17 protein-coding genes and 1 pseudogene are annotated in these 17,860 nt (G+C 68.0%); 9 read left to right on the top strand and 9 right to left on the bottom strand.

Going from position 1 to position 17,860, the window contains the following annotated elements; genetic code table 11:
• Nucleotide 1 precedes the first annotated feature (1 nt).
• Complete coding sequence (locus A5753_RS05170) at nt 2–703, top strand: YoaK family protein (protein WP_067124106.1); 702 nt, start codon at nt 2–4, stop codon at nt 701–703.
• Here the strand turns inward: A5753_RS05170 and A5753_RS05165 are convergent.
• From A5753_RS05165 to A5753_RS05150, 4 genes are all read right to left on the bottom strand, one after another.
• Entirely contained in the window at nt 696–1,805 is a 1,110-nt protein-coding gene (locus A5753_RS05165) for a phosphodiester glycosidase family protein (protein WP_156655947.1), read from the bottom strand. The genes A5753_RS05170 and A5753_RS05165 overlap by 8 nt on opposite strands.
• 79 nt (nt 1,806–1,884) lie before the next feature.
• The gene (locus A5753_RS05160) at nt 1,885–3,339 is read right to left on the bottom strand and encodes a YhgE/Pip domain-containing protein (protein WP_067124102.1); all 1,455 of its coding nucleotides are present in this window, start codon (nt 3,337–3,339) and stop codon (nt 1,885–1,887) included.
• Between the two features lie 57 nt (nt 3,340–3,396).
• Nucleotides 3,397–4,125 carry a pirin-like bicupin family protein gene (locus A5753_RS05155; protein ID WP_067124100.1) on the bottom strand — a complete coding sequence of 243 codons (729 nt, stop codon included), beginning with the start codon at nt 4,123–4,125 and terminating at the stop codon, nt 3,397–3,399.
• A 25-nt stretch (nt 4,126–4,150) separates the two neighbouring features.
• Entirely contained in the window at nt 4,151–5,029 is an 879-nt protein-coding gene (locus A5753_RS05150; protein WP_067124098.1) for a transcriptional regulator, read from the bottom strand.
• A gap of 74 nt (nt 5,030–5,103) precedes the next feature.
• Here A5753_RS05150 and A5753_RS05145 point away from each other — a divergent pair, with 74 nt between their 5' ends.
• Nucleotides 5,104–6,237 (top strand): dihydrodipicolinate reductase, encoded by a 1,134-nt coding sequence (locus A5753_RS05145; protein ID WP_082971176.1) that lies wholly within the window; start codon nt 5,104–5,106, stop codon nt 6,235–6,237.
• A 54-nt stretch (nt 6,238–6,291) separates the two neighbouring features.
• Here A5753_RS05145 and A5753_RS05140 read toward each other — a convergent pair whose 3' ends face one another.
• Together A5753_RS05140 and A5753_RS05135 are read right to left on the bottom strand one after the other, a co-directional pair.
• The gene (locus A5753_RS05140) at nt 6,292–7,701 is read right to left on the bottom strand and encodes an alpha/beta hydrolase domain-containing protein (protein WP_067124094.1); all 1,410 of its coding nucleotides are present in this window, start codon (nt 7,699–7,701) and stop codon (nt 6,292–6,294) included.
• Between the two features lie 13 nt (nt 7,702–7,714).
• A pseudogene (locus A5753_RS05135) lies at nt 7,715–8,849 on the bottom strand (sigma-70 family RNA polymerase sigma factor).
• Here A5753_RS05135 and A5753_RS05130 point away from each other — a divergent pair.
• Genes A5753_RS05130 through A5753_RS05115 form a run of 4 tightly spaced genes read left to right on the top strand, consistent with a single transcriptional unit; the run spans nt 8,842 to nt 13,052 of the window.
• Nucleotides 8,842–9,636 (top strand): alpha/beta hydrolase, encoded by a 795-nt coding sequence (locus A5753_RS05130; RefSeq protein WP_231989997.1) that lies wholly within the window; start codon nt 8,842–8,844, stop codon nt 9,634–9,636. The pseudogene A5753_RS05135 and the gene A5753_RS05130 overlap by 8 nt on opposite strands.
• A 37-nt stretch (nt 9,637–9,673) precedes the next feature.
• On the top strand, nt 9,674–10,423 hold the full coding sequence (locus A5753_RS05125; RefSeq protein ID WP_067124088.1) for a DUF2786 domain-containing protein: 750 nt from the start codon (nt 9,674–9,676) through the stop codon (nt 10,421–10,423).
• Complete coding sequence (locus A5753_RS05120) at nt 10,420–10,932, top strand: TIGR04338 family metallohydrolase (RefSeq protein ID WP_067124086.1); 513 nt, start codon at nt 10,420–10,422, stop codon at nt 10,930–10,932. The genes A5753_RS05125 and A5753_RS05120 overlap by 4 nt, the downstream gene beginning before the upstream one ends.
• A 44-nt stretch (nt 10,933–10,976) precedes the next feature.
• Nucleotides 10,977–13,052, top strand: a complete 2,076-nt coding sequence (locus A5753_RS05115; protein ID WP_067124140.1) for a beta-glucosidase — start codon at nt 10,977–10,979, stop codon at nt 13,050–13,052.
• A 42-nt stretch (nt 13,053–13,094) separates the two neighbouring features.
• Here A5753_RS05115 and A5753_RS05110 read toward each other — a convergent pair whose 3' ends face one another.
• Entirely contained in the window at nt 13,095–13,241 is a 147-nt protein-coding gene (locus A5753_RS05110) for a metallothionein (protein WP_067124138.1), read from the bottom strand.
• Nucleotides 13,242–13,400: 159 nt separating this feature from the next.
• Between A5753_RS05110 and A5753_RS05105 the strand changes: the two genes are divergently transcribed.
• Nucleotides 13,401–14,054, top strand: a complete 654-nt coding sequence (locus tag A5753_RS05105) for an O-methyltransferase (RefSeq protein WP_067124137.1) — start codon at nt 13,401–13,403, stop codon at nt 14,052–14,054.
• Between the two features lie 3 nt (nt 14,055–14,057).
• Here A5753_RS05105 and A5753_RS05100 read toward each other — a convergent pair whose 3' ends face one another.
• Entirely contained in the window at nt 14,058–15,041 is a 984-nt protein-coding gene (locus A5753_RS05100) for a nitronate monooxygenase (protein WP_067124084.1), read from the bottom strand.
• Nucleotides 15,042–15,202: 161 nt separating this feature from the next.
• Here A5753_RS05100 and A5753_RS05095 point away from each other — a divergent pair, with 161 nt between their 5' ends.
• Nucleotides 15,203–15,643 (top strand): SPW repeat protein, encoded by a 441-nt coding sequence (locus A5753_RS05095; RefSeq protein ID WP_067124082.1) that lies wholly within the window; start codon nt 15,203–15,205, stop codon nt 15,641–15,643.
• 69 nt (nt 15,644–15,712) lie between these two features.
• On the opposite strand, the gene ilvD is transcribed toward A5753_RS05095, so the two are convergent.
• Nucleotides 15,713–17,425: a dihydroxy-acid dehydratase gene (ilvD, locus tag A5753_RS05090; RefSeq protein ID WP_067124080.1), complete on the bottom strand. Its 1,713-nt coding sequence runs from the start codon at nt 17,423–17,425 to the stop codon at nt 15,713–15,715.
• A 118-nt stretch (nt 17,426–17,543) separates the two neighbouring features.
• Here ilvD and A5753_RS05085 point away from each other — a divergent pair, with 118 nt between their 5' ends.
• Nucleotides 17,544–17,834, top strand: coding sequence for a metal-sensitive transcriptional regulator (locus A5753_RS05085; RefSeq protein ID WP_067124078.1), 291 nt, complete (start codon nt 17,544–17,546; stop codon nt 17,832–17,834).
• Nucleotides 17,835–17,860 lie beyond the last annotated feature (26 nt).

Raw genomic sequence — 17,860 nt, 5'->3', positions numbered from 1 at the left:
CATGGCTGCCACGTCTCCGGTATCCGAACGATGGACCGTAGCAGCGTTGCTGCTGTTGACCTTCGCCACCGGATTGGCCGACTCGATAAGTATCCTGGCGCTCGGTCACGTGTTCGTCGCGAATATGACCGGCAACGTGATCTTCCTCGGATTCTGGCTTGCTCCGAGCACCACCATTGACCTGACCGCCGTCGTGGTGGCGCTACCGACCTTCATGTGCACGACGATCATCAGCGGCCGACTCGCACGCCATTTCGGCAGCCGCACACGAGCGTGGATCAGCACGGTACTGGCGACCGAGATCGTGCTGCTGGTGGCGCTGGCGATCTTGGCGGGCACGGGAGTGCTGCGCTATCAGGGGAATTCGAAGCTGTTCATGATCGGCATCCTCGCGGTGACGTTCGGCTTACAACACTCGAGCGCGCGCCAGTTCGGCATTCAGGAGCTGTCCACCACGGTGCTGACGTCGACGATCGTCAGCCTTGGACTGGACAGCCGCCTGGCCGGCGGCACCGGCGAACGCCACAGGCTGCGCATCGGGGTAGTGGTCACCATGGGCGCCGGCGCCTTCTTCGGTGCGACGATGTCGAGATACGTCATCGCCCCGGTTTTCGTGGTCGCCGCGGCGGTGATAGCCGCGAGCCTGCTGATCTTCCGGTTAGGGCCGCCCGCGACGAAACCCGCTGTGACCGTTGCTAGTTGAACGCTAGCCAGCTGGGCAGCGCCCGCTCGTGGGAATCGCAGAGCACCTGCCGGGTGTCGCACGATCCGCGCGGTGATCCGGCGCCGGCCCACATGCCGCCGGTGTCGCGGCGCAGCACGATCGCCGACGAGCCACCCCCGTCGAGCAGGACGGCGTTGTCACTGCCGAGTCCGCGGAAGAGGTCCTGCATGTTGTCCGGGGTGTAGTTGCCGCCCTCGAAGATGTACATCTCGTCTTTCTGCCGGGCGTAAGCAATGGCCGTTCGGGCGGCGCTGGGGCCGCCGTCGTGCAGCTGTCCGGTGTTGCCGGGCGCCAACAGCCCGATGCCCGAGACCGCGACGAATCGATCGTTCTTATTGAGCAGGTCGGCGACCACCGGAGTGGCTGCGTCATAGTCGTTTTTTGTCTTGGGCCACACCACATATGGCGCACCGCCGGACGGCAGGATCATGGTTGACAGCGCGCTCCAGCTTTCGCCGCCACCGGACAGGCCCTGCTTGCCGGGGTAGGCGACGGTGCCGGTGACCGATTGGTTGGCGCGGCCCTGCCCGTGGGTGTTGTCGACGAAGGCGCCCAGCGGTGAACTGCAGCCGGTCTGGCGCCACGACCCGCCCTTCTGTCCGCGGACGTCGAAGAAGTTGGCGTTGATCGCGATGGTCGGCTGGCCCATGCGCTGCCAGGCCTGCAGCGGGGTGTAGAGCTCCGAGGCCTGCCAGAGGCCCTCTCCGGTGCGGGCCGCGGGGTTGTTCTCGCACCGGGCCTGATCGCCCTGGTGCGTGTCGACCAGCAAGTGCGGAGACAGGCGTCCCGCAGCGTTCTTGATGATCATCAGGTGGCCGCCGTTGTTCATCTCGTACCAGCCGCCACCGGCGTTGAGCATCGGCGCGGGATGGCCGGCGCCGAAGTTGTAGACCAGGTAGGAACCGCGGGTGCTGCCGATTGCGCTGGCCAGCAGGTCGCGGCCGTCGGCGGCCCGGGCAAGGGGCTGTCCGGAGGTGACCGCCAGCGTGAGGCAGGTGACGACGGCGGCGCAGGACGCCGAGAGCGGGCGGAAGCTGGCGCGTCGGGTCAGCACGATAGCCCTTTCCGCCTGGAGCTGGATGCAACAGATACATCATCAGCCTCATTAGTCACAGTGTCAACAAAGGTAACGCTGCGGTGACGGTCGGGCTACACGCGAATTACGCTTGCTCGCTTGAACTTTCGGGTTCGGTGCCGGCGGGTTCGGCGATGCCGGATCCCGCCGGCTCGGATTTGGCCGCCGGCTCGGATTTGGCCGGCGCGGCCGCGGCCGCCTCCGCGTGCTTACCGCGGCGGGCCTGGTGCTGCGCCTGATGCTCCTGGGCGATCGCCAGTTCGACCGCGCCCGGAATCCGGTGAAAGCCCTTGCGGTCATACAGGTGCGTGACGACGCCGCCGAGCAGCAGCCCGATGACGAGGCCGATCGTCGTCATGGTCAGCGCCTGAGTCAGGCCGGCATCGCCATGGCCGCCGAAGTACAGCAGCGAGCGCGCCCCTAAAAAGACCTGGTGCATCGGTTCGAATTCGGCCAGCCAGCGGAAGAAGGACGGCGTGGCCTCCAGCGGCACCGTGGCGCCGGCCGACGGCAGACCGAGGATCACGAAGATGAGCATGCTGACCAACATTCCGGCCGTACCCAGCACCGAGAGCAGCGAACTGGACGTGATGCCCACCGCAGCGATCGCGAAGACGCCGAACGCCCAGAGTTGCCAGCTGTGGTCGATGGGCATGCCGAGCCCGTCGGCGATCGCCAGATACACCGCCGAGGTGATCAGCCCGAGCAGCACCATCATGGCCCACTTCAGCAGCAGGGTCTGGAATCTGGAAATCCTGACTTGCTCGGCGAACCGGTACACCGGACCGAATTCGGCAGGCACATAGCCGAGCAGGGCGTCCACCAGCGTGCTGACGACGATGCTGCCGGTGAATCCGGCCAATAGCAGCAAGAGCGCGTAATAGAAGGCGGACAGGCCGTTGCCGGTGCCGTTCGGCAGCGGGTTGTACACGTTCGACTGGATGTCGATGGGGGCGCTCAGGCCCACCTGGGCCGCCCCGGCCAGCGGTGCGCCGCCGGTCTGCGCGGCCACCTCCGCCGTAACCCGTTGCCCGGCTATGCCGTTGGCCATCCCCATGGCCGTGTTGAGGGTCTGACTGGCGATGCTCGCGCCGAGCGTGCCGGCCCGCGGATTGGTGGAAACCATGATCGACGGCCGGTCCGCGCGGGCGGGCAGCACCGCGCTGGTCGCGAAGTCCCGCAACTTCGACGAGAAGCTCGGCGGTATCAGCACCTGGCCATACACCCGGCCGGTGTCCATTTGGTGCCTGGCCTCACCACGGGAGAGCACGCGAACGTCGAACTTGTTCTTGTCCAGCCCATTGACCAGGCGGTCGACGATCTGTGCGCCGCCCGGGCCGGCGTCCTCGTTCACCACCGCGATGGGGAAATGACGCAGGTTGGTCGTCGGGTTCAAGATGCCACCGAGATAGAGCGCGCACAGCGCCGACATCAACGCCACGGTGATCACCAGGGGCGCCGCCCAGAACCGCACGGTGCGGATCGCCTTGATGTTCCGGTTGGGGTTGGGCGCCGCGTGCTGCGGGTGCGATTGAGGCATGCCGACTCCTGTCTGTCGAGCCCACTCTATGGGCTGGGGAGCCGGCCCTCTATGGCCTCAGTCACCGAGCTTCGCGTGCATCTCCCAGATCAGCAGTTCCGACGGCTCGCTCGCCGACACGCGCCGGCCGTCGGCGTCGGTAAATCGCACGGCATCGCCTTCGGCCACCGCGCCGATTCCCTCCACGTCGACCCGGCCTTGGGCCGCGAAAAGATGCAGGTAGGGAGCCTGCGGGAGGCCCACCGCGGCACCGGCCGCCAGCCGCGTCACGTGCAGCGCGGCGTGGCGGTTGTGCAGCGTGATCGCGGCGTCACGCGCGGACATCCCTGAGGCGATCGTCACAAGGTTGCCCGTCAACAACAGCCTTTCGTCAATCTCATACTGCTGATAGCTCGGTTCGACGCCGGCCTCATCGGGAACCACCCACATCTGCACGAAATGAACCGGCTCAGTGGGGGAGTCGTTGCGCTCGGAGTGCAGGATTCCGCTGCCGGCCGACATGCGTTGCGCCAGGCCGGGATAGATCACGCCTCGATTGCCCGCGGAGTCGCGGTGCGACAGTTCGCCACGCAACACCCAGGTCACAATCTCCATATCCCGGTGCGGGTGGGTGTCGAATCCCGTTCCCGGCGAGACGATGTCGTCGTTGTTCACCAGCAGCAGCCCGAAATGGGTGTTGCCCGGGTCGTAGTGGCCACCGAAGGAGAAAGAATGCCGGGATGTCAGCCACGGGGTCCTGGTGACGGCGCGGGTTCCCGCATCCCTTAGCTCCGTGCTGGCTGACATCGCCCCAGCCTAATGTCTGGGCGCGTCAGGTCACCGCCGCGGTGAGCAACCCTTGGGCGCGCCGGAGCGCGGTGTCGAGTTCCGGCAAGGTAAGCCCGGCGGAGCGGCCGAGGTGGATCTCGATCTGGTACTCCGGCTGGCCATCATGGGCGAATATCGGCAAGACGACGAATTCCGTTGTAGGCAATTCGGTCTCGAGCACGTCGGTGACCGAACGCAGGGTCACCATCGTCATCAGCGTGGTGAGCTGGCGGGTCACCTGCGCCGTCGGTTCCAGCGAGGCCAGCACATTGGCAAGCCGGGTGTGCAGCGAGCGGTGAGTATCGTCGAACCGCCACGCGCCGTAGCCGCGGGCGCGGATATCGGCGAGTACCCTTCGGTGCTCGGCGATTTCGGTGCGGCTCAACCTGGGCGTCACGCGCTGCAGCCACGCGTCGACGAAGTCGTCGTCGCGCCAGGCCATCGCGACCAGACCGAACGGCGGGTCGATGGGAAAGCGCTGCCCCACGGCATGCTCGCCGTCGGTGCCATGACCCACCGCGTCGACGGTGGTCAGGTGCCGGGCGCCGATCCTCGACATCGAGCAGCCGGCCCCGAGCGTGTCGTGCAGGAAGCGCAGCGCGTCGCGCCCGCGGTCCAACAGCGGAAACTGATCGCGCAGCCCGTGAACCAGTCCGAACAATCCGCTGCCCAGCACGTAGCGGCGATCGGTGTGGCGCGCCACCCAGGCCCGCCGCTCCAGTTCGGCCAGCACCAGAGCGCAGGTCGAGGTGCTGATCGCGCAGCTCTTGGCCAGCTCGGCAGAGGTCAGGCCCCGGGACGAATTCGCCAGGGTGGTAAGGAGATTCATCACCCGGGCGGTGGGCGGTGATTTGGTGTTCGATTCGCCGCGGGCCCCGGCCATTGACGTATCCACCGCCGCCTCCCTACGATCCGTCCAAAATGTCAAGATATGCGTCCTAATAATAGGAGAATGTCGTGATCAAGGTGGGAGTTTGGGGGCCGGGGTCGATGGGCGTGGTCGCGCTGCGCGCGGTGATCGACCATCCGGCGCTGCAACTGGTCGACGTCGTCGTGCACAGCGATGCGAAAGCCGGTCGCGATGCGGGAGAGTTGTGTGGCATCGCGCCCGTCGGCGTGGTGGCCACCCAGGATCCGGCGGCCCTACTGGGCGGTGATGCCGACGTGGTGGTGTATGCGGCGGCCGCGAACCTGCGACCAATGGAGGCCGTCGAGGACATGGCGTCCATCCTGCGGGCCGGCAAGAACGTGGTGTCGTGCTCGGTGGTGCCGCTGGTGTTCCCCGACGCCGTCGACGGCGCGTTCACCGACCCGCTGCGCCAGGCCGCGATCGACGGGGGCGTGTCGTTCTTCACGACCGGCATCGACTCCGGGTTCGCCAATGACGTGCTGCCGCTGGTGCTTACCGGCGTCTCGCGGGTGATCGAGTCGGTGCGGGTCACCGAGATGTTCAATTACGCGACCTATCCGGACCGCTCCGCCGTCTACGAGATCCTCGGATTCGGCCAGCAACCGGACTACCCGGCCTTCGCGGCCCAGCCGGGGATCTTCACCTTCGGCTGGGGTCCGGTGCTGCACCAGTTGGCCGCCGGACTGGGCGTCAAGATCGAGGACATCGACGAGAGCAACGAGCGCATCCCCGCCACCGAGTCCTTCGATACCCCCACCGGTCACATCGCCGCCGGCACCATCGCCGCGATGCGTTCGACGCTCACGGGTTACGTCGACGGCAAGCCAACTTTCGTGCTCGACCATGTGACGCGCATGCGCGACGACATCGCCCCGGACTGGCCCCAGCCGCGCATCTCCATCGCGCCGAAGGACCTCGGCTTTGGGCCGGCGTCCGGGCAGGGGCTGTACCGCGTGGAGATCGAGGGTTCGCCGAGCATGCGCTGCGAATTCGAGATGGCCGAGGCCGCAGACCACGACCTGGGGGCTCGCATCGCCGGCTCGTCGCGAATGGTCAACGCCATCCCCGCGGTATGTGCGGCCCCGCCCGGACTGCTGTCCGCGCTGGACCTGCCGCTGATCACCGGGACCGGTCTGGTGCGTCCGGTACCTGGCCCGCCGCCGGACAGCCGGCTGTTCTAAGCGCGGCGACGGCGAGCGCCGCAACGGCGCGAGTGAGGAGCCGCGCAATCGGACCTAAGCGCGGCCGTCGGGGAACGTAGCGGCGGCGAGCTGCAGGATTTCGGCGCGGTCGGCCGCCAGGATGAACCCGGCGCCGACCGCCGCGTCGAGGGCCCCGGTGAAGCTTTCCAGATACTGCGCACTGCCACCGGGATAGAGTCGATGAATCGTGTTGGCGTCGAACAACTCTCCGGAGCCGAAGATCGCCGACATGATGCTCTCTTCGCCGCCCAGGCCCGACGTCTTGGCGATCGGCACGTCCACCCATGGGGTCCGGATGCCACCGCGGGCGAGCCCGTTGCCATCCGGAACGGGTTGCGGCGCGGCGGTTTCGCGGACCTCGAGCGGGTTGGCGCTCGGCGCGGGTTCGCCGGTGGCGACCCAGGTGTTCAGCGCCGCGAGCGCGGCCTGCACCACGTAATGGTGCTGGGGACCGAAGTTGATGTTGTGCGCCAACTGCTGGCCCAACAAATTGTTGGTTGGCGCGTAGGCCGCAACGATGGTCTCGATCGGTGCCGAGCCGCTATCGATGAACGCAACCTGGATCGTGTAGTTGTCGGCGTGGGCGGCACCCGCGATCTCCCAGACCCGCAGCCGCTCATTGTCCGGCTGCCTGGCGAAGTAGTAGCCGTCGCGCGGGCCGCCGAAGACATCGGTCTCGGTGATGACTGTCAGTAGCGGGACCCGCAGTTCCGGGCGGAACGTAACCGCCTGCGTCGCAGAGGATTCGTCGAAGATCGAGCTGCCGTCCAGCGGGGCGGCCGGGCCGAACCGGGAGTGCACCAGGAATCCGTCGTAGGTGCCTGCCAGCGGATCGACGGCATTGATGTAGGTCGTCAGGAACATCGCGGACTGGGATTCGCCCAGCGCGATCACGCGTTGTGCGGCCAGCCCTCGCAGGATGACGCCGTGTTCGCCGGTCTTGATGAGCTCGCCGACTCGGGTGAACATGTCGTAGGAGAACGCATCGCCCGGATGGTGCAGTGCCGCATACCGTTGCGGGTCTTGGGCTTTCAGCGACAAATCCGTGCCGAGCAGGCTTTCGCCGCCCTCGACTCCCACCCGCTGAGCCGAGACCGCGACGTAGGCATAACCTGCGCGCAGCATCTCGCGGTGCGCCATCATCCACACCGCGGCGGCGTCGATGCCGCCGCTGACGTTGAGCCATTCAACGAGCACCGTCCCGTTGAACCGGGCCGGGTCGGACGGCGTCAGGACCACGATGCGGGTGGTGAACTCCGCTGAATCCGAAGGTGTTGCGTCCCAGCGACCATCGGGGCCCAGCTCGCTCACCGGCGTATAGCGGCTGGCCGTACCGGCGAGAAAGAACTCCTCGACGCAGTAGCCCACGTCGGCCAGGTCAAAGGCGCTCAGCAGCAGCGCCGGCCTGCCAGGAGTTGGCGTCACCTGGGTGGTGGTCGTCATGGATGGGTCCTTCTCACCTCTGGTCCGCGGACAGCGAACTGGGCAGGCCGAATTTTGTGAACAGGGCGTCGTCGAGGAAGGCCACCACATGGGATACCTTGCCGTCCCGGACATCCAGCACATGTAACTGAAAAGGGACATGCACCTCGCCGGTGCGCATGTACATGGCCGCGGCAGGCTGGCCGTTGGCGATCAGTGGCAGCATGCGCATGTCCCCGCTGCCCTCCGCCGGGCACTGCTGATGGATGAGGGTGACGATGGCTCCCGCGCCCTGGTACCAGCCGATGTACGGCGGCATCTCCCAGATCGCCTCCGCGGTGAACAGGTCGACCAGCCGGTCGATGTCGTAGGTCTCGAACGCGGCGATGTAGCGTGCCAGCAGGTCCTGGGCCTCGGCCGAATCCGGCTGCACCAGTTGGTCTTCGGCGCTGGGCCCGACTTCCTCGAGCTGAGACCTGGCCCGCTGCAGCAGGCTGTTGACGGCGGTGGTGGTGGTCCCGACCGCATCGGCGACCTCCGCGGAACGCCACTGCAGCACGTCGCGCAGCAGCAGCACCGCCCGCTGCCGGGGTGGGAGGTATTGCAGCGCAGCGACAAACGCCAACCGCACCGACTCCCGCGACCCGACGACGACCGAAGGGTCGGCCGGATGCTCGGTCAACTCCGGCAGCGGCTCCAGCCACGGCACCTCGCGTCGCTCCACCAGCTCGGCCGTCGGGTCCGAGCTCGGACCGCCCAGCCCCACCGGCAACGGCCTGCGCTGGCGTCCCTCCAGCGCGGTCAGGCAGGTGTTGGTGGCGATGCGATGCAACCACGTCCGCATCGAGGACTTGCCTTCGAAACGGTCGTACGCCTTCCAGGCCCGTAGCAAGGTCTCTTGCACCAGGTCCTCGGCGTCGTGCAGCGACCCGGTCATTCGGTAGCAGTGGGCCAGCAGTTCGCGGCGATAGGGTTCGGCGTGCTCCGAGAAACCCTCGCCGGTTACCGGGTCACCTTCAGAGTTCTGCGCGAGAAGGCTCATCCGCATGAGCCTACGCAGTGTCGGGGCGTCCGGCCCGAATCAGCAGCCACTACGCTGCCCGTAATGACTAGGACCTCCGAGTGAACCGCACCGAACGCAGTTTCGACGGCTTCGGCGGTGTGCGGATCGTCTACGACGTCTGGACGCCCGACACCGCCCCGCGCGCCGTCCTGGTGCTCTCACACGGTCTCGGCGAATACGCCCGGCGCTACGACCACGTCGCAAAGCGCTTCGGCGAGGCCGGCCTGGTCACCTACGCGCTGGACCATCGCGGACACGGTCGCTCCGGCGGTAAGCGGGTGCTGGTGCGCGACATCCACGAGTACACCTCCGACTTCGACACCCTGGTCGGCATCGCCACCCGGGAACACCACGGCCTCAAGTGCATCGTGCTGGGGCACAGCATGGGCGGCGGAATCGTGTTCGCCTACGGCGTCGAACGCCCGGACAACTACGACCTGATGGTGCTGTCGGGGCCCGCGGTAGCTGCCCAGGACCAGGTCTCGCCGCTGCTGGCGCTGACCGCCAAGGTGCTCGGGGCCGTCATGCCCGGGCTGCCGGCACAGGAACTCGACGTCGACGCCATCTCCCGGGACCCCGCGGTGGTGGCCGCCTACAAAGAAGACCCGCTGGTGTATCACGGCAAGGTGCCGGCCGGCATCGGCCGCGCGTTGCTGCTGGTCGGCGAGACCATGCCGCGGCGGGCACCGGCCCTGACGGCGCCGCTGCTCGTGGTGCACGGCGAGCAGGACCGGCTGATCTCGGTCGCGGGCAGCCGGCGCCTCGTCGAGTGCGTGGGGTCCACCGACGTCGAGTTGAAGGTTTATCCGGGGCTCTACCACGAAGTTTTCAACGAGCCCGAGCGTGAGCAGGTGCTTGATGACGTGGTCTCCTGGATCACCACTCGCCTGTGAGGCGGGCGTGTCGGCGGGCTCCCGTACCTTGGCGCCAATGAGTGACGACAAGATGCTGGCGCGCATCGCCGCACTGCTGCGTCAGGCCGAGGGCACCGACAACACCCATGAAGCCGACGCGTTCATGTCCGCCGCGCAGCGGCTCGCGACGGCCGCGTCCATAGACCTCGCGGTGGCCCGCTCGCATTCGCCCCAGCGGTCGGCGGCGCAGACGCCGACGCAGCGCACCATCACCATCGGGGCCGCCGGCACCAAGGGGTTACGCACGTATGTGCAGCTGTTCGTGCTGATCGCCGCGGCCAACGACGTGCGTTGCGACGTGGCCTCGAATTCGACGTTCGTGTACGCCTACGGGTTCGTCGAGGACATCGACGCCAGCCACGCGCTGTATGCCAGCCTCGTCGTCCAGATGGTCCGCGCATCGGACGCCTACCTCGCCTCGGGTGCGCATCGTCCCACTCCGACGATCACCGCCCGGCTCAACTTTCAGCTCGCCTTCGGGACGCGCGTCGGCCAGCGGCTGACCGAGGCCCGCGACCAGGCCCGGCGGGAAGCGACCAATGACCGCCGCCGGGCGCCGGGCACCGCTATCGCGTTGCGGGACAAGGAGGTCGAGCTGGTGGACTACTACCGCGGTGCGTCGAAGGCACGCGGCACCTGGCAGGCCGCCCGGGCGTCGGCGGGGTATTCGTCGGCGGCACGGCGTGCCGGGGACCGGGCCGGCAGGCGAGCGCGGCTGGGCGACAGTCCCGAACTCCCCGGGGCGCGGAGCGCGCTGAGCGGGTGACGTCGGGGAACTCCCCGCGGCGGGATTCTCAACGCTCCAAGGTCTATGCGGCCGAGGAGTTCGTCCGGACGATGTTCGACCGTGCCGCCCAGCGCGGTTCACCGGTGGTGGAGTTCTTCGGCACGCAGTTGACGCTGCCGCCGGAGGGGCGATTCGGTTCGGTGGCCTCCGCGCAGCGCTATGTGGACGACGTGCTCGCGCTCCCGGCGGTGCGGCGACGGTGGCCGGGAGTGTCGCCGCTCCGAGTCCGACCGCGCCGCGCCGCCACCGCCGCGCACTACGAAAGCCGTGACGGCACAGGCGTTATCGCGGTTCCCGATCGCGATACCGCCGACTGGGCGCTGCGCGAGCTGGTGATGCTGCATGAGCTGGCGCATCATTTGTGCCAGGCCGAGCCGCCGCACGGCCCCGAGTTCGTTGCGACGATCTGCGAGTTGACGGAGCTGGTGATGGGACCGGAACTGGGGCATGTGCTGCGGGTGGTCTACGCCAAGGAGGGTGTGCGGTGAACCCCGCCGATCCCGACGCGCGGGCACGCGAGGTCGAGGCCCGGATGACCGACGACGAACGGTTCGCGCTGCTGGTCTCGGTGATGGGGGCCGGCGAGATGTGGCCGGTCCGCGACGAGCGCATCCCCGCGGACACGCCGATGAGTGCGGGATACGTGCCGGGTGTTCCCCGCCTGGGTGTGCCGGCGTTGCTGATGAGCGACGCCGGCCTGGGCGTCACCAACCCGGGTTTCCGCCACGGCGACACCGCCACTGCGCTGCCCGCCGGTCTGGCGCTGGCCGCCAGCTTCAATCCGTCGCTGGCCCGCGCCGCGGGCGAAGCGATCGGCCGCGAAGCGCGCAGCCGCGGCTTCAACGTGCAGCTCGCCGGCGCGATGAACCTGGCCCGCGACCCGCGCAACGGCCGCAATTTCGAATATTATTCCGAGGACCCGGTTTTGACCGCCACGATGGCCGCCGAGTCGATCGACGGCATTCAGCGCCAAGGCGTGATCTCGACGGTCAAGCACTACTCGTTGAACTGCAACGAAACCAACCGGCACTTCCTGGACGCGGTCATCGATCCCGATGCCCACCGCGAATCCGACTTGCTTGCCTTCGAATTGGCGATCGAGCGCTCGCAGCCCGGCGCCGTGATGACCGCCTATAACAAGATCAACGGCGATTATGCCGCGGCCAACACCGTCTTGATCAACGACGTGCTGAAGGGTGCCTGGGGCTATCGGGGATGGGTGATGTCGGATTGGGGTGCCACGCCGAGCTGGCAGTGCGCGCTGGCCGGCCTCGATCAGGAATGTGGGGCCCAGATCGACGCGCTGTTATGGCAGGCCGAGTCCTTCGGTGCGCCGCTGCGTGACGCGTACGCCGACGGCCAGCTGTCCAAGGAGCGCCTGTCGGACATGGTTCGCCGGATCCTGCGGTCCATGTTCGCCATCGGCGTTGACAAAACCGATGCGGTGCCGACGCCGGACCTGGCCGCGCACAACGAGATTGCGCTGAACATCGCCCGGCAGGGAACCGTGCTCCTGACCAACCGGGGGGCGTTGCCGCTGGCGCCCGGGTCGAGCGTGCGCATCGCCGTCATCGGCGGGTACGCACACCTGGGTGTGCCGGCCGGCTACGGTTCCAGCACCGTCGTTCCGCCGGGCGGATACGCGGGCGTGGTCCCCATCGGCGGCACGGGCCTGGAGGCCGGGCTGCGCAACCTGTACCTGCTGCCCCCGAGTCCGCTGGAAGGGCTGCGTAAACACCTGCCACACACGCAGATCGAGTTCGATCCCGGCATCAGTCCAGCCGAGGCGCTGCGCGCGGCCCGCAAGGCCGACATCGCGATCGTGTTCGCGGTCCGCGCGGAAGGCGAAGGCTTCGACATCGCCGACCTGTCGCTGCCGTGGGGCCAAGACGAGCTGATCACCGCGGTGGCGGCGGCCAACCCGAACACCGTCGTGGTGCTGCAGACGGGCAATCCGGTGTCGATGCCCTGGCGGGACTCGGTGAACGCCATTGTGCAAGCGTGGTTTCCGGGGCAGGCCGGTGGCCGGGCCATCGCGGAGATACTCACCGGGCAGGTGAACCCGTCGGGCCGGCTGCCGATCACCTTTCCTGTTGATCTGGACCAAACGCCGCGCCCGCAGCTGCCCGGCGCCGACGAATCGTGGGGCACAGCCACCACGATCGACTACGCCGAAGGAGCCGACGTCGGCTACCGCTGGTTTGCCACGCGCGGGCACGAACCGATGTTCGCCTTCGGTCATGGGTTGTCCTACACCAGGTTTGACTACCACGACCTGGTGGTCAGCGGCGGAGACACCATCCGCGCCAGTTTCAGCGTCGTCAATGTCGGCGACCGCGCCGGGGCGGACGTAGCCCAGCTGTACCTGACGGCCGCCGCCGGTGAACCGTGCTTACGGCTGCTGGGATTCGAGCGGGTGGAGCTCGAGCCCGGTGCGATTCACCGGGTCAGTGTCGAGGCGGACCCGCGCCTGCTCGCCCGCTACGACGGCAAAGCCAAGAGCTGGCGGATTCGCCCGGGCTCGTATACGGCGGCGGTGGGTGCGTCGGCGACAGCGATGCGGCTAGACGCCACGGTCGAGCTGACCGGCCGTACGTTCGGGCGGTGAACACCACGGGCACGCACCCGAACGCACGACCGGCCCGGTGGACTACTTGACGGGGGTCAGCGCGTCGCCGCACGTGCAGCGGTAGGGCTCGCCCGAACCCGAGCAGTGGCAGGGGACCTCGATGCGGACGCGACAGCCGCAGCCTTCGTGGCCGCAGGTCAACTCGGTCCCGGCCTCGTAAGTTGCCATGTAACTCACCCTTTTCTCGTTGATGGTGACTTGTGCGGTGCGGGTCGACCGCACCCTCACTATATACCCCCCATGGGTATACGGTAAATGGCGGCGGACGGTTCGATGCCGGCCCGGCTCCGCGTGCCGGCACGCCCGGGCGCGGCTAGCGTGGACGAAATGACCGAGAAATCAACCCCTGAAGACGTCGATGCATTTTTGGACAGCACCGTGGTGCATGACGATCCGTCCTTGAGCGCGGCCCTGGAGGCCAGCAGCGCGGCCGGATTGCCGCCGATTGCGGTGTCGGTCCAGCAAGGAAAGTTCTTGAGCCTGCTCGCCGGTGCCACCGGTGCGCGCAGCATCCTCGAGCTCGGCACGCTGGGCGGTTTCAGCACCATCTGGCTGGCGCGCGGCGCCGGCCCGCAAGGGCGGGTGGTGACGCTGGAGTACGAGCCCAAGCACGCCGAGGTGGCGCGGGCCAACCTGGAGCGGGCCGGCCTCGCCGATCGGGTGCAGGTGATCGTCGGGGCCGCGCTGGACACGCTGCCGACGGTGACCGGTCCCTTCGATCTGATCTTCATCGACGCCGACAAGGAGAACTACCCCGCCTATCTGGACTGGTCGGTGCGACTGGCCCGCCCCGGCGCGGTCATCGTGGCGGACAACGTGATTCGGCAGGGACAGATCCTCGATCCGGACTCCAACGCTCAGGCGCAGGCTGTGCGGCAAACGCTACAGGCGATGGGCGAGGATCCGCGGCTGGACACCGCGGTGATCCAGACGGTGGGTGCCAAGCCCTGGGACGGCTTCGCCCTCGCGTTGGTGCGCTAGGCCTCAGCGCGGGGTGAGCTCCGCGACGGCCTGCTCGGCGGAAATGAGTTCGCCTATCCGCAAGGCAGTTTCGCCCGCGTACAAAGCCGCGCTGTCCAACCAGGAATCGGGCACTCCGGCCACCGGCGCCAGCGGCGTGAAGAACGGGAAGGCCGGCGACTGCAGACGCATCAGAGGCCGCGCGTCGAAATAGCCCAACGCCGACAGCGGGCGGCTGGCCGCGTTCACGGCGGCGGGCAGCGCCTTGGCCTTCCCGTCTTGGCCGCACCACCGGCGGGTGGCCGCGTTGGGCACCACGCGGTGGCGCAACGGCCAGCTCATGCCGAACAAATTGGTTTCGATCGTCGTGTCCGCCCGCAGGATTCGCCGCTGATACTCGTGGTTCGCGTTGGCTTCGTGGGTCAACAGGAATCGTGTGCCGGCGATGACGCCGCTGGCACCCGCGCCCAGCGCGGCGCGGGTGTCGGCACCGGTGGCGATGCCACCGGCCAGGAAGACCGGGCGGTCGGCGGCCGCGGCGAGGGCGTGCGGCAGAAAGTCCAGTGCCGCCATGGTTCCCACGAGATGGCCGCCGGCCTCGCGTCCCTGAGCGATCAAACCATCGGCGCCGCAAGCTATCGCGGCACGCGCCTGCGCTTCGGTGCCCACCATCACGAAGACGAAGATCCCGGCGTCGCGCAGGTGCGCGACGAGGCCCCGCTTCTCGCCGAACGCCAGGACGACTGCGTCCACGCGGGCATCGACACAGACGGCGACATGACGACGATGAACGAAGGGTAGCAACAGGTTTACCGCCACGGCACGGCCCGGCGCCTGCGCGCGCACCTGCTCGATCGACGTTCGCAGCCGGCGGGGCGTGTCGATGCCCAGCGTGCCGAGTCCGCCCGCGCGGGCGACCGCGCCCGCCAGCGCCGCGCCCGCCAGTCCGCCGCCCATGCCTGCCTGTCCGACCGGCACATCGAGGCGCAGCCGGTCTGCGATATCCATGCCCTACGACGCTACGCGGCGTGTCGATACGGCCGGGCAGAGCGCCTCGTCGAGAGCCCGATTTTCGTTGCTGGCCAACGGCGCGCGGGCGTAATCTTGATGGCGGATGGATGGGTGCAGTCCGGCTCAAAAGGCTTGCTGCATAACAGAAAGGTCACAAAATGAGTACAGTCCATTCATCAATCGATCACCACCCCGATTTGTTGGCTCTGCGTGAGCGCTATGAGCGCGTCGCCGAGTCGATGAGCGCGCATGTCACGTTCGGTCTGGCCCTGCTGACGGGGCTGTATGTGGCCGCGTCGCCGTGGATCGTTGGATTCAACGCCACGGCATCGCTTGCCACGTCCGACCTGATCGCGGGGATCGCGGCGGCATTCTTGGCCTACGGGTTCGCGACGACGCTGGATCGCGCGCACGGCATGACCTGGACGTTGCCGGTGCTGGGCGGGTGGGTCATCGTCTCGACCTGGATCCTGCCGGATGTCACGCTGAGCGCCGGCATGACCTGGTCGAATGTCGTTGCGGGCGCGTTGTTGACGTTCCTGGGCTTCAACGCGACCTACTTCGGCATGCGCACTCGCGCGGCGGACACGCACGCGTAATCGCGAACTCCGTTAGACCGCGAGGCAGTTCGCCGGCCCCGGGCGGGATCCCACGGCCCGGGACGGCGATCAGCCGCAGACCGCGCCGATCGCGGCGGAGCTGACCAGCTTCACGTACTTGGCCAGCACGCCGGTCTTGTAGCGCGGCTCCGGCGGGGTGAAATCCGCGCGGCGAGCGTCGAATTCGGCCGGATCGGTCAGCACGTCGAGCACGTGATTGGCCACGTCCAGCCGGATGCGGTCGCCGTCGCGCAGGAAGGCGATCGGTCCGGCGTCGACCGCCTCGGGCGCGATGTGGCCGACGCACAGGCCGGTGGTCCCGCCGGAAAACCGGCCGTCGGTCAGCAGCAGCACGTCCTTGCCCAGACCGGCCCCCTTGATGGCGCCGGTGATGGCCAGCATTTCGCGCATGCCGGGGCCGCCCTTGGGGCCTTCGTAGCGGATCACCACGGCATCACCCTTGGTGATGGTGCCGTCCTCCAAAGCGTCCAACGCGGCCCGCTCGCCGTCGAAAACCCTTGCGGTGCCCTCGAACACGTCAGAGTCGAATCCGGCCGACTTCACGACCGCCCCCTCGGGCGCCAGCGAGCCCCGCAGGATGGTGATCCCGCCGGTCGGGTGGATGGGATTGCTCAGCGCGCGCAGCACCTTGCCGTCCGGGTCGGGCGGGGCGATCTCGGCCAGGTTCTCGGCCACCGTCGCACCGGTCACCGTCAGGCAGTCGCCGCGCAGCAGCCCGGCATCCAGCAGCGCCTTCATCATCACCGGCACGCCGCCGACGTGGTCGACGTGGGACATGACGTGGCGGCCGAACGGCTTGACGTCGGCCAGGTGGGGCACCTTCGATCCGATCCGGCTGAAGTCGTCGAGCGACAGTTCGACGTCGGCCTCGTGGGCGATGGCCAGCAGGTGCAGCACCGCGTTGGTCGAGCCGCCGAACGCCATCACCACCGCGATCGCGTTCTCGAAGGCCTCCTTGGTGAGGATGTCGCGGGCGGTGATGCCGCGCCGCAGCAGCTCGACGACGGCCGCACCGCTGCGCCGTGCGAACCCGTCGCGGCGGCGGTCGGTCGCCGGTGGCGCCGCGCTGCCCGGCAACGACATCCCGAGCGCCTCGGCGGCGCTGGCCATCGTGTTGGCGGTGTACATGCCGCCGCACGCGCCCTCGCCGGGACAGATCGCGCGCTCGATGGCGTCGACGTCCTCGCGGGGCATCAGGCCCCGGGCGCAGGCCCCGACCGCCTCGAACGCGTCGATGATCGTGACCTCGCGCTCGCTGCCGTCGGACAGCTTGGCCACCCCGGGCAGGATGGACCCCGCGTAGAGGAACACCGAGGCCAGGTCGAGTCGCGCGGCGGCCATCAGCATTCCGGGTAGCGACTTGTCGCAGCCGGCCAGCAGCACCGACCCGTCGAGCCGCTCGGCCTGCATCACCGTCTCGACGCTGTCGGCGATCACCTCGCGGGAGACCAGCGAGAAGTGCATGCCTTCGTGGCCCATCGAGATGCCGTCGGACACCGAGATGGTGCCGAACTCCAGCGGGTACCCCCCGGCAGAGAACACGCCCTCCTTGACCGCCTTGGCGAGCCGGTCCAGGGAGAGGTTGCACGGGGTGATCTCGTTCCAGGACGACGCCACCCCGATCTGCGGCTTGGCGAAGTCTTCGTCGCCCATGCCTACGGCCCGCAACATGCCCCGGGCGGCGGCCTTCTCCAGGCCGTCGGTGACGTCACGACTACGCGGCTTGATGTCGGCGGTTGCCGCCGAATCGGTGGTGGGCATTGTTCAAGTATGCGCTGGCCAGTCGCGATACCCATTGCCGGGGTTATACCCCAACGGGGTATAAGCTGAAGTCCGGCGTGATGCCGCCGCAGGGCGGGCGACTCAGCAGGGGTGACAGATGACGAACGACCACGGGTATTCGCAGCAGAAGGACAACTACGCCAAGCGGCTGCGGCGGATCGAGGGCCAGGTGCGTGGCATCGCCCGGATGATCGAGGAGGACAAGTACTGCATCGACGTCCTCACCCAGGTCAGCGCCGTCAACAGCGCCCTGCGTTCGGTCGCCCTGAACCTGCTTGACGAGCACCTGAGTCACTGCGTCACGCGCGCCGTCGCCGATGGCGGCGACGAGGCCCAAGCCAAGCTCGACGAGGCCTCTGCCGCGATCGCGCGGTTGGTTCGTTCCTGATTGGTGACGTAGTTGAGACCTGCGGA

Origin of the sequence: Mycobacterium sp. 852002-51971_SCH5477799-a (assembly GCF_001667145.1) — a bacterium.
In the GTDB taxonomy this organism is placed as follows: Bacteria; Actinomycetota; Actinomycetes; order Mycobacteriales; family Mycobacteriaceae; genus Mycobacterium.
This window is presented reverse-complemented; position numbering and strand designations above follow the sequence as displayed.

Coding starts and splice junctions, on each gene's coding strand:
- A5753_RS05170 (WP_067124106.1), top strand. CDS start 2: ATGGCTGCCACGTCTCCGGTATCCGAACGATGGACCGTAGCAGCGTTG.
- A5753_RS05160 (WP_067124102.1), bottom strand. CDS start 3,339: ATGCCTCAATCGCACCCGCAGCACGCGGCGCCCAACCCCAACCGGAAC.
- A5753_RS05155 (WP_067124100.1), bottom strand. CDS start 4,125: ATGTCAGCCAGCACGGAGCTAAGGGATGCGGGAACCCGCGCCGTCACC.
- A5753_RS05150 (WP_067124098.1), bottom strand. CDS start 5,029: ATGGCCGGGGCCCGCGGCGAATCGAACACCAAATCACCGCCCACCGCC.
- A5753_RS05140 (WP_067124094.1), bottom strand. CDS start 7,701: ATGACGACCACCACCCAGGTGACGCCAACTCCTGGCAGGCCGGCGCTG.
- A5753_RS05125 (WP_067124088.1), top strand. CDS start 9,674: ATGAGTGACGACAAGATGCTGGCGCGCATCGCCGCACTGCTGCGTCAG.
- A5753_RS05115 (WP_067124140.1), top strand. CDS start 10,977: ATGACCGACGACGAACGGTTCGCGCTGCTGGTCTCGGTGATGGGGGCC.
- A5753_RS05110 (WP_067124138.1), bottom strand. CDS start 13,241: ATGGCAACTTACGAGGCCGGGACCGAGTTGACCTGCGGCCACGAAGGC.
- A5753_RS05105 (WP_067124137.1), top strand. CDS start 13,401: ATGACCGAGAAATCAACCCCTGAAGACGTCGATGCATTTTTGGACAGC.
- A5753_RS05100 (WP_067124084.1), bottom strand. CDS start 15,041: ATGGATATCGCAGACCGGCTGCGCCTCGATGTGCCGGTCGGACAGGCA.
- A5753_RS05095 (WP_067124082.1), top strand. CDS start 15,203: ATGAGTACAGTCCATTCATCAATCGATCACCACCCCGATTTGTTGGCT.
- ilvD (WP_067124080.1), bottom strand. CDS start 17,425: ATGCCCACCACCGATTCGGCGGCAACCGCCGACATCAAGCCGCGTAGT.
- A5753_RS05085 (WP_067124078.1), top strand. CDS start 17,544: ATGACGAACGACCACGGGTATTCGCAGCAGAAGGACAACTACGCCAAG.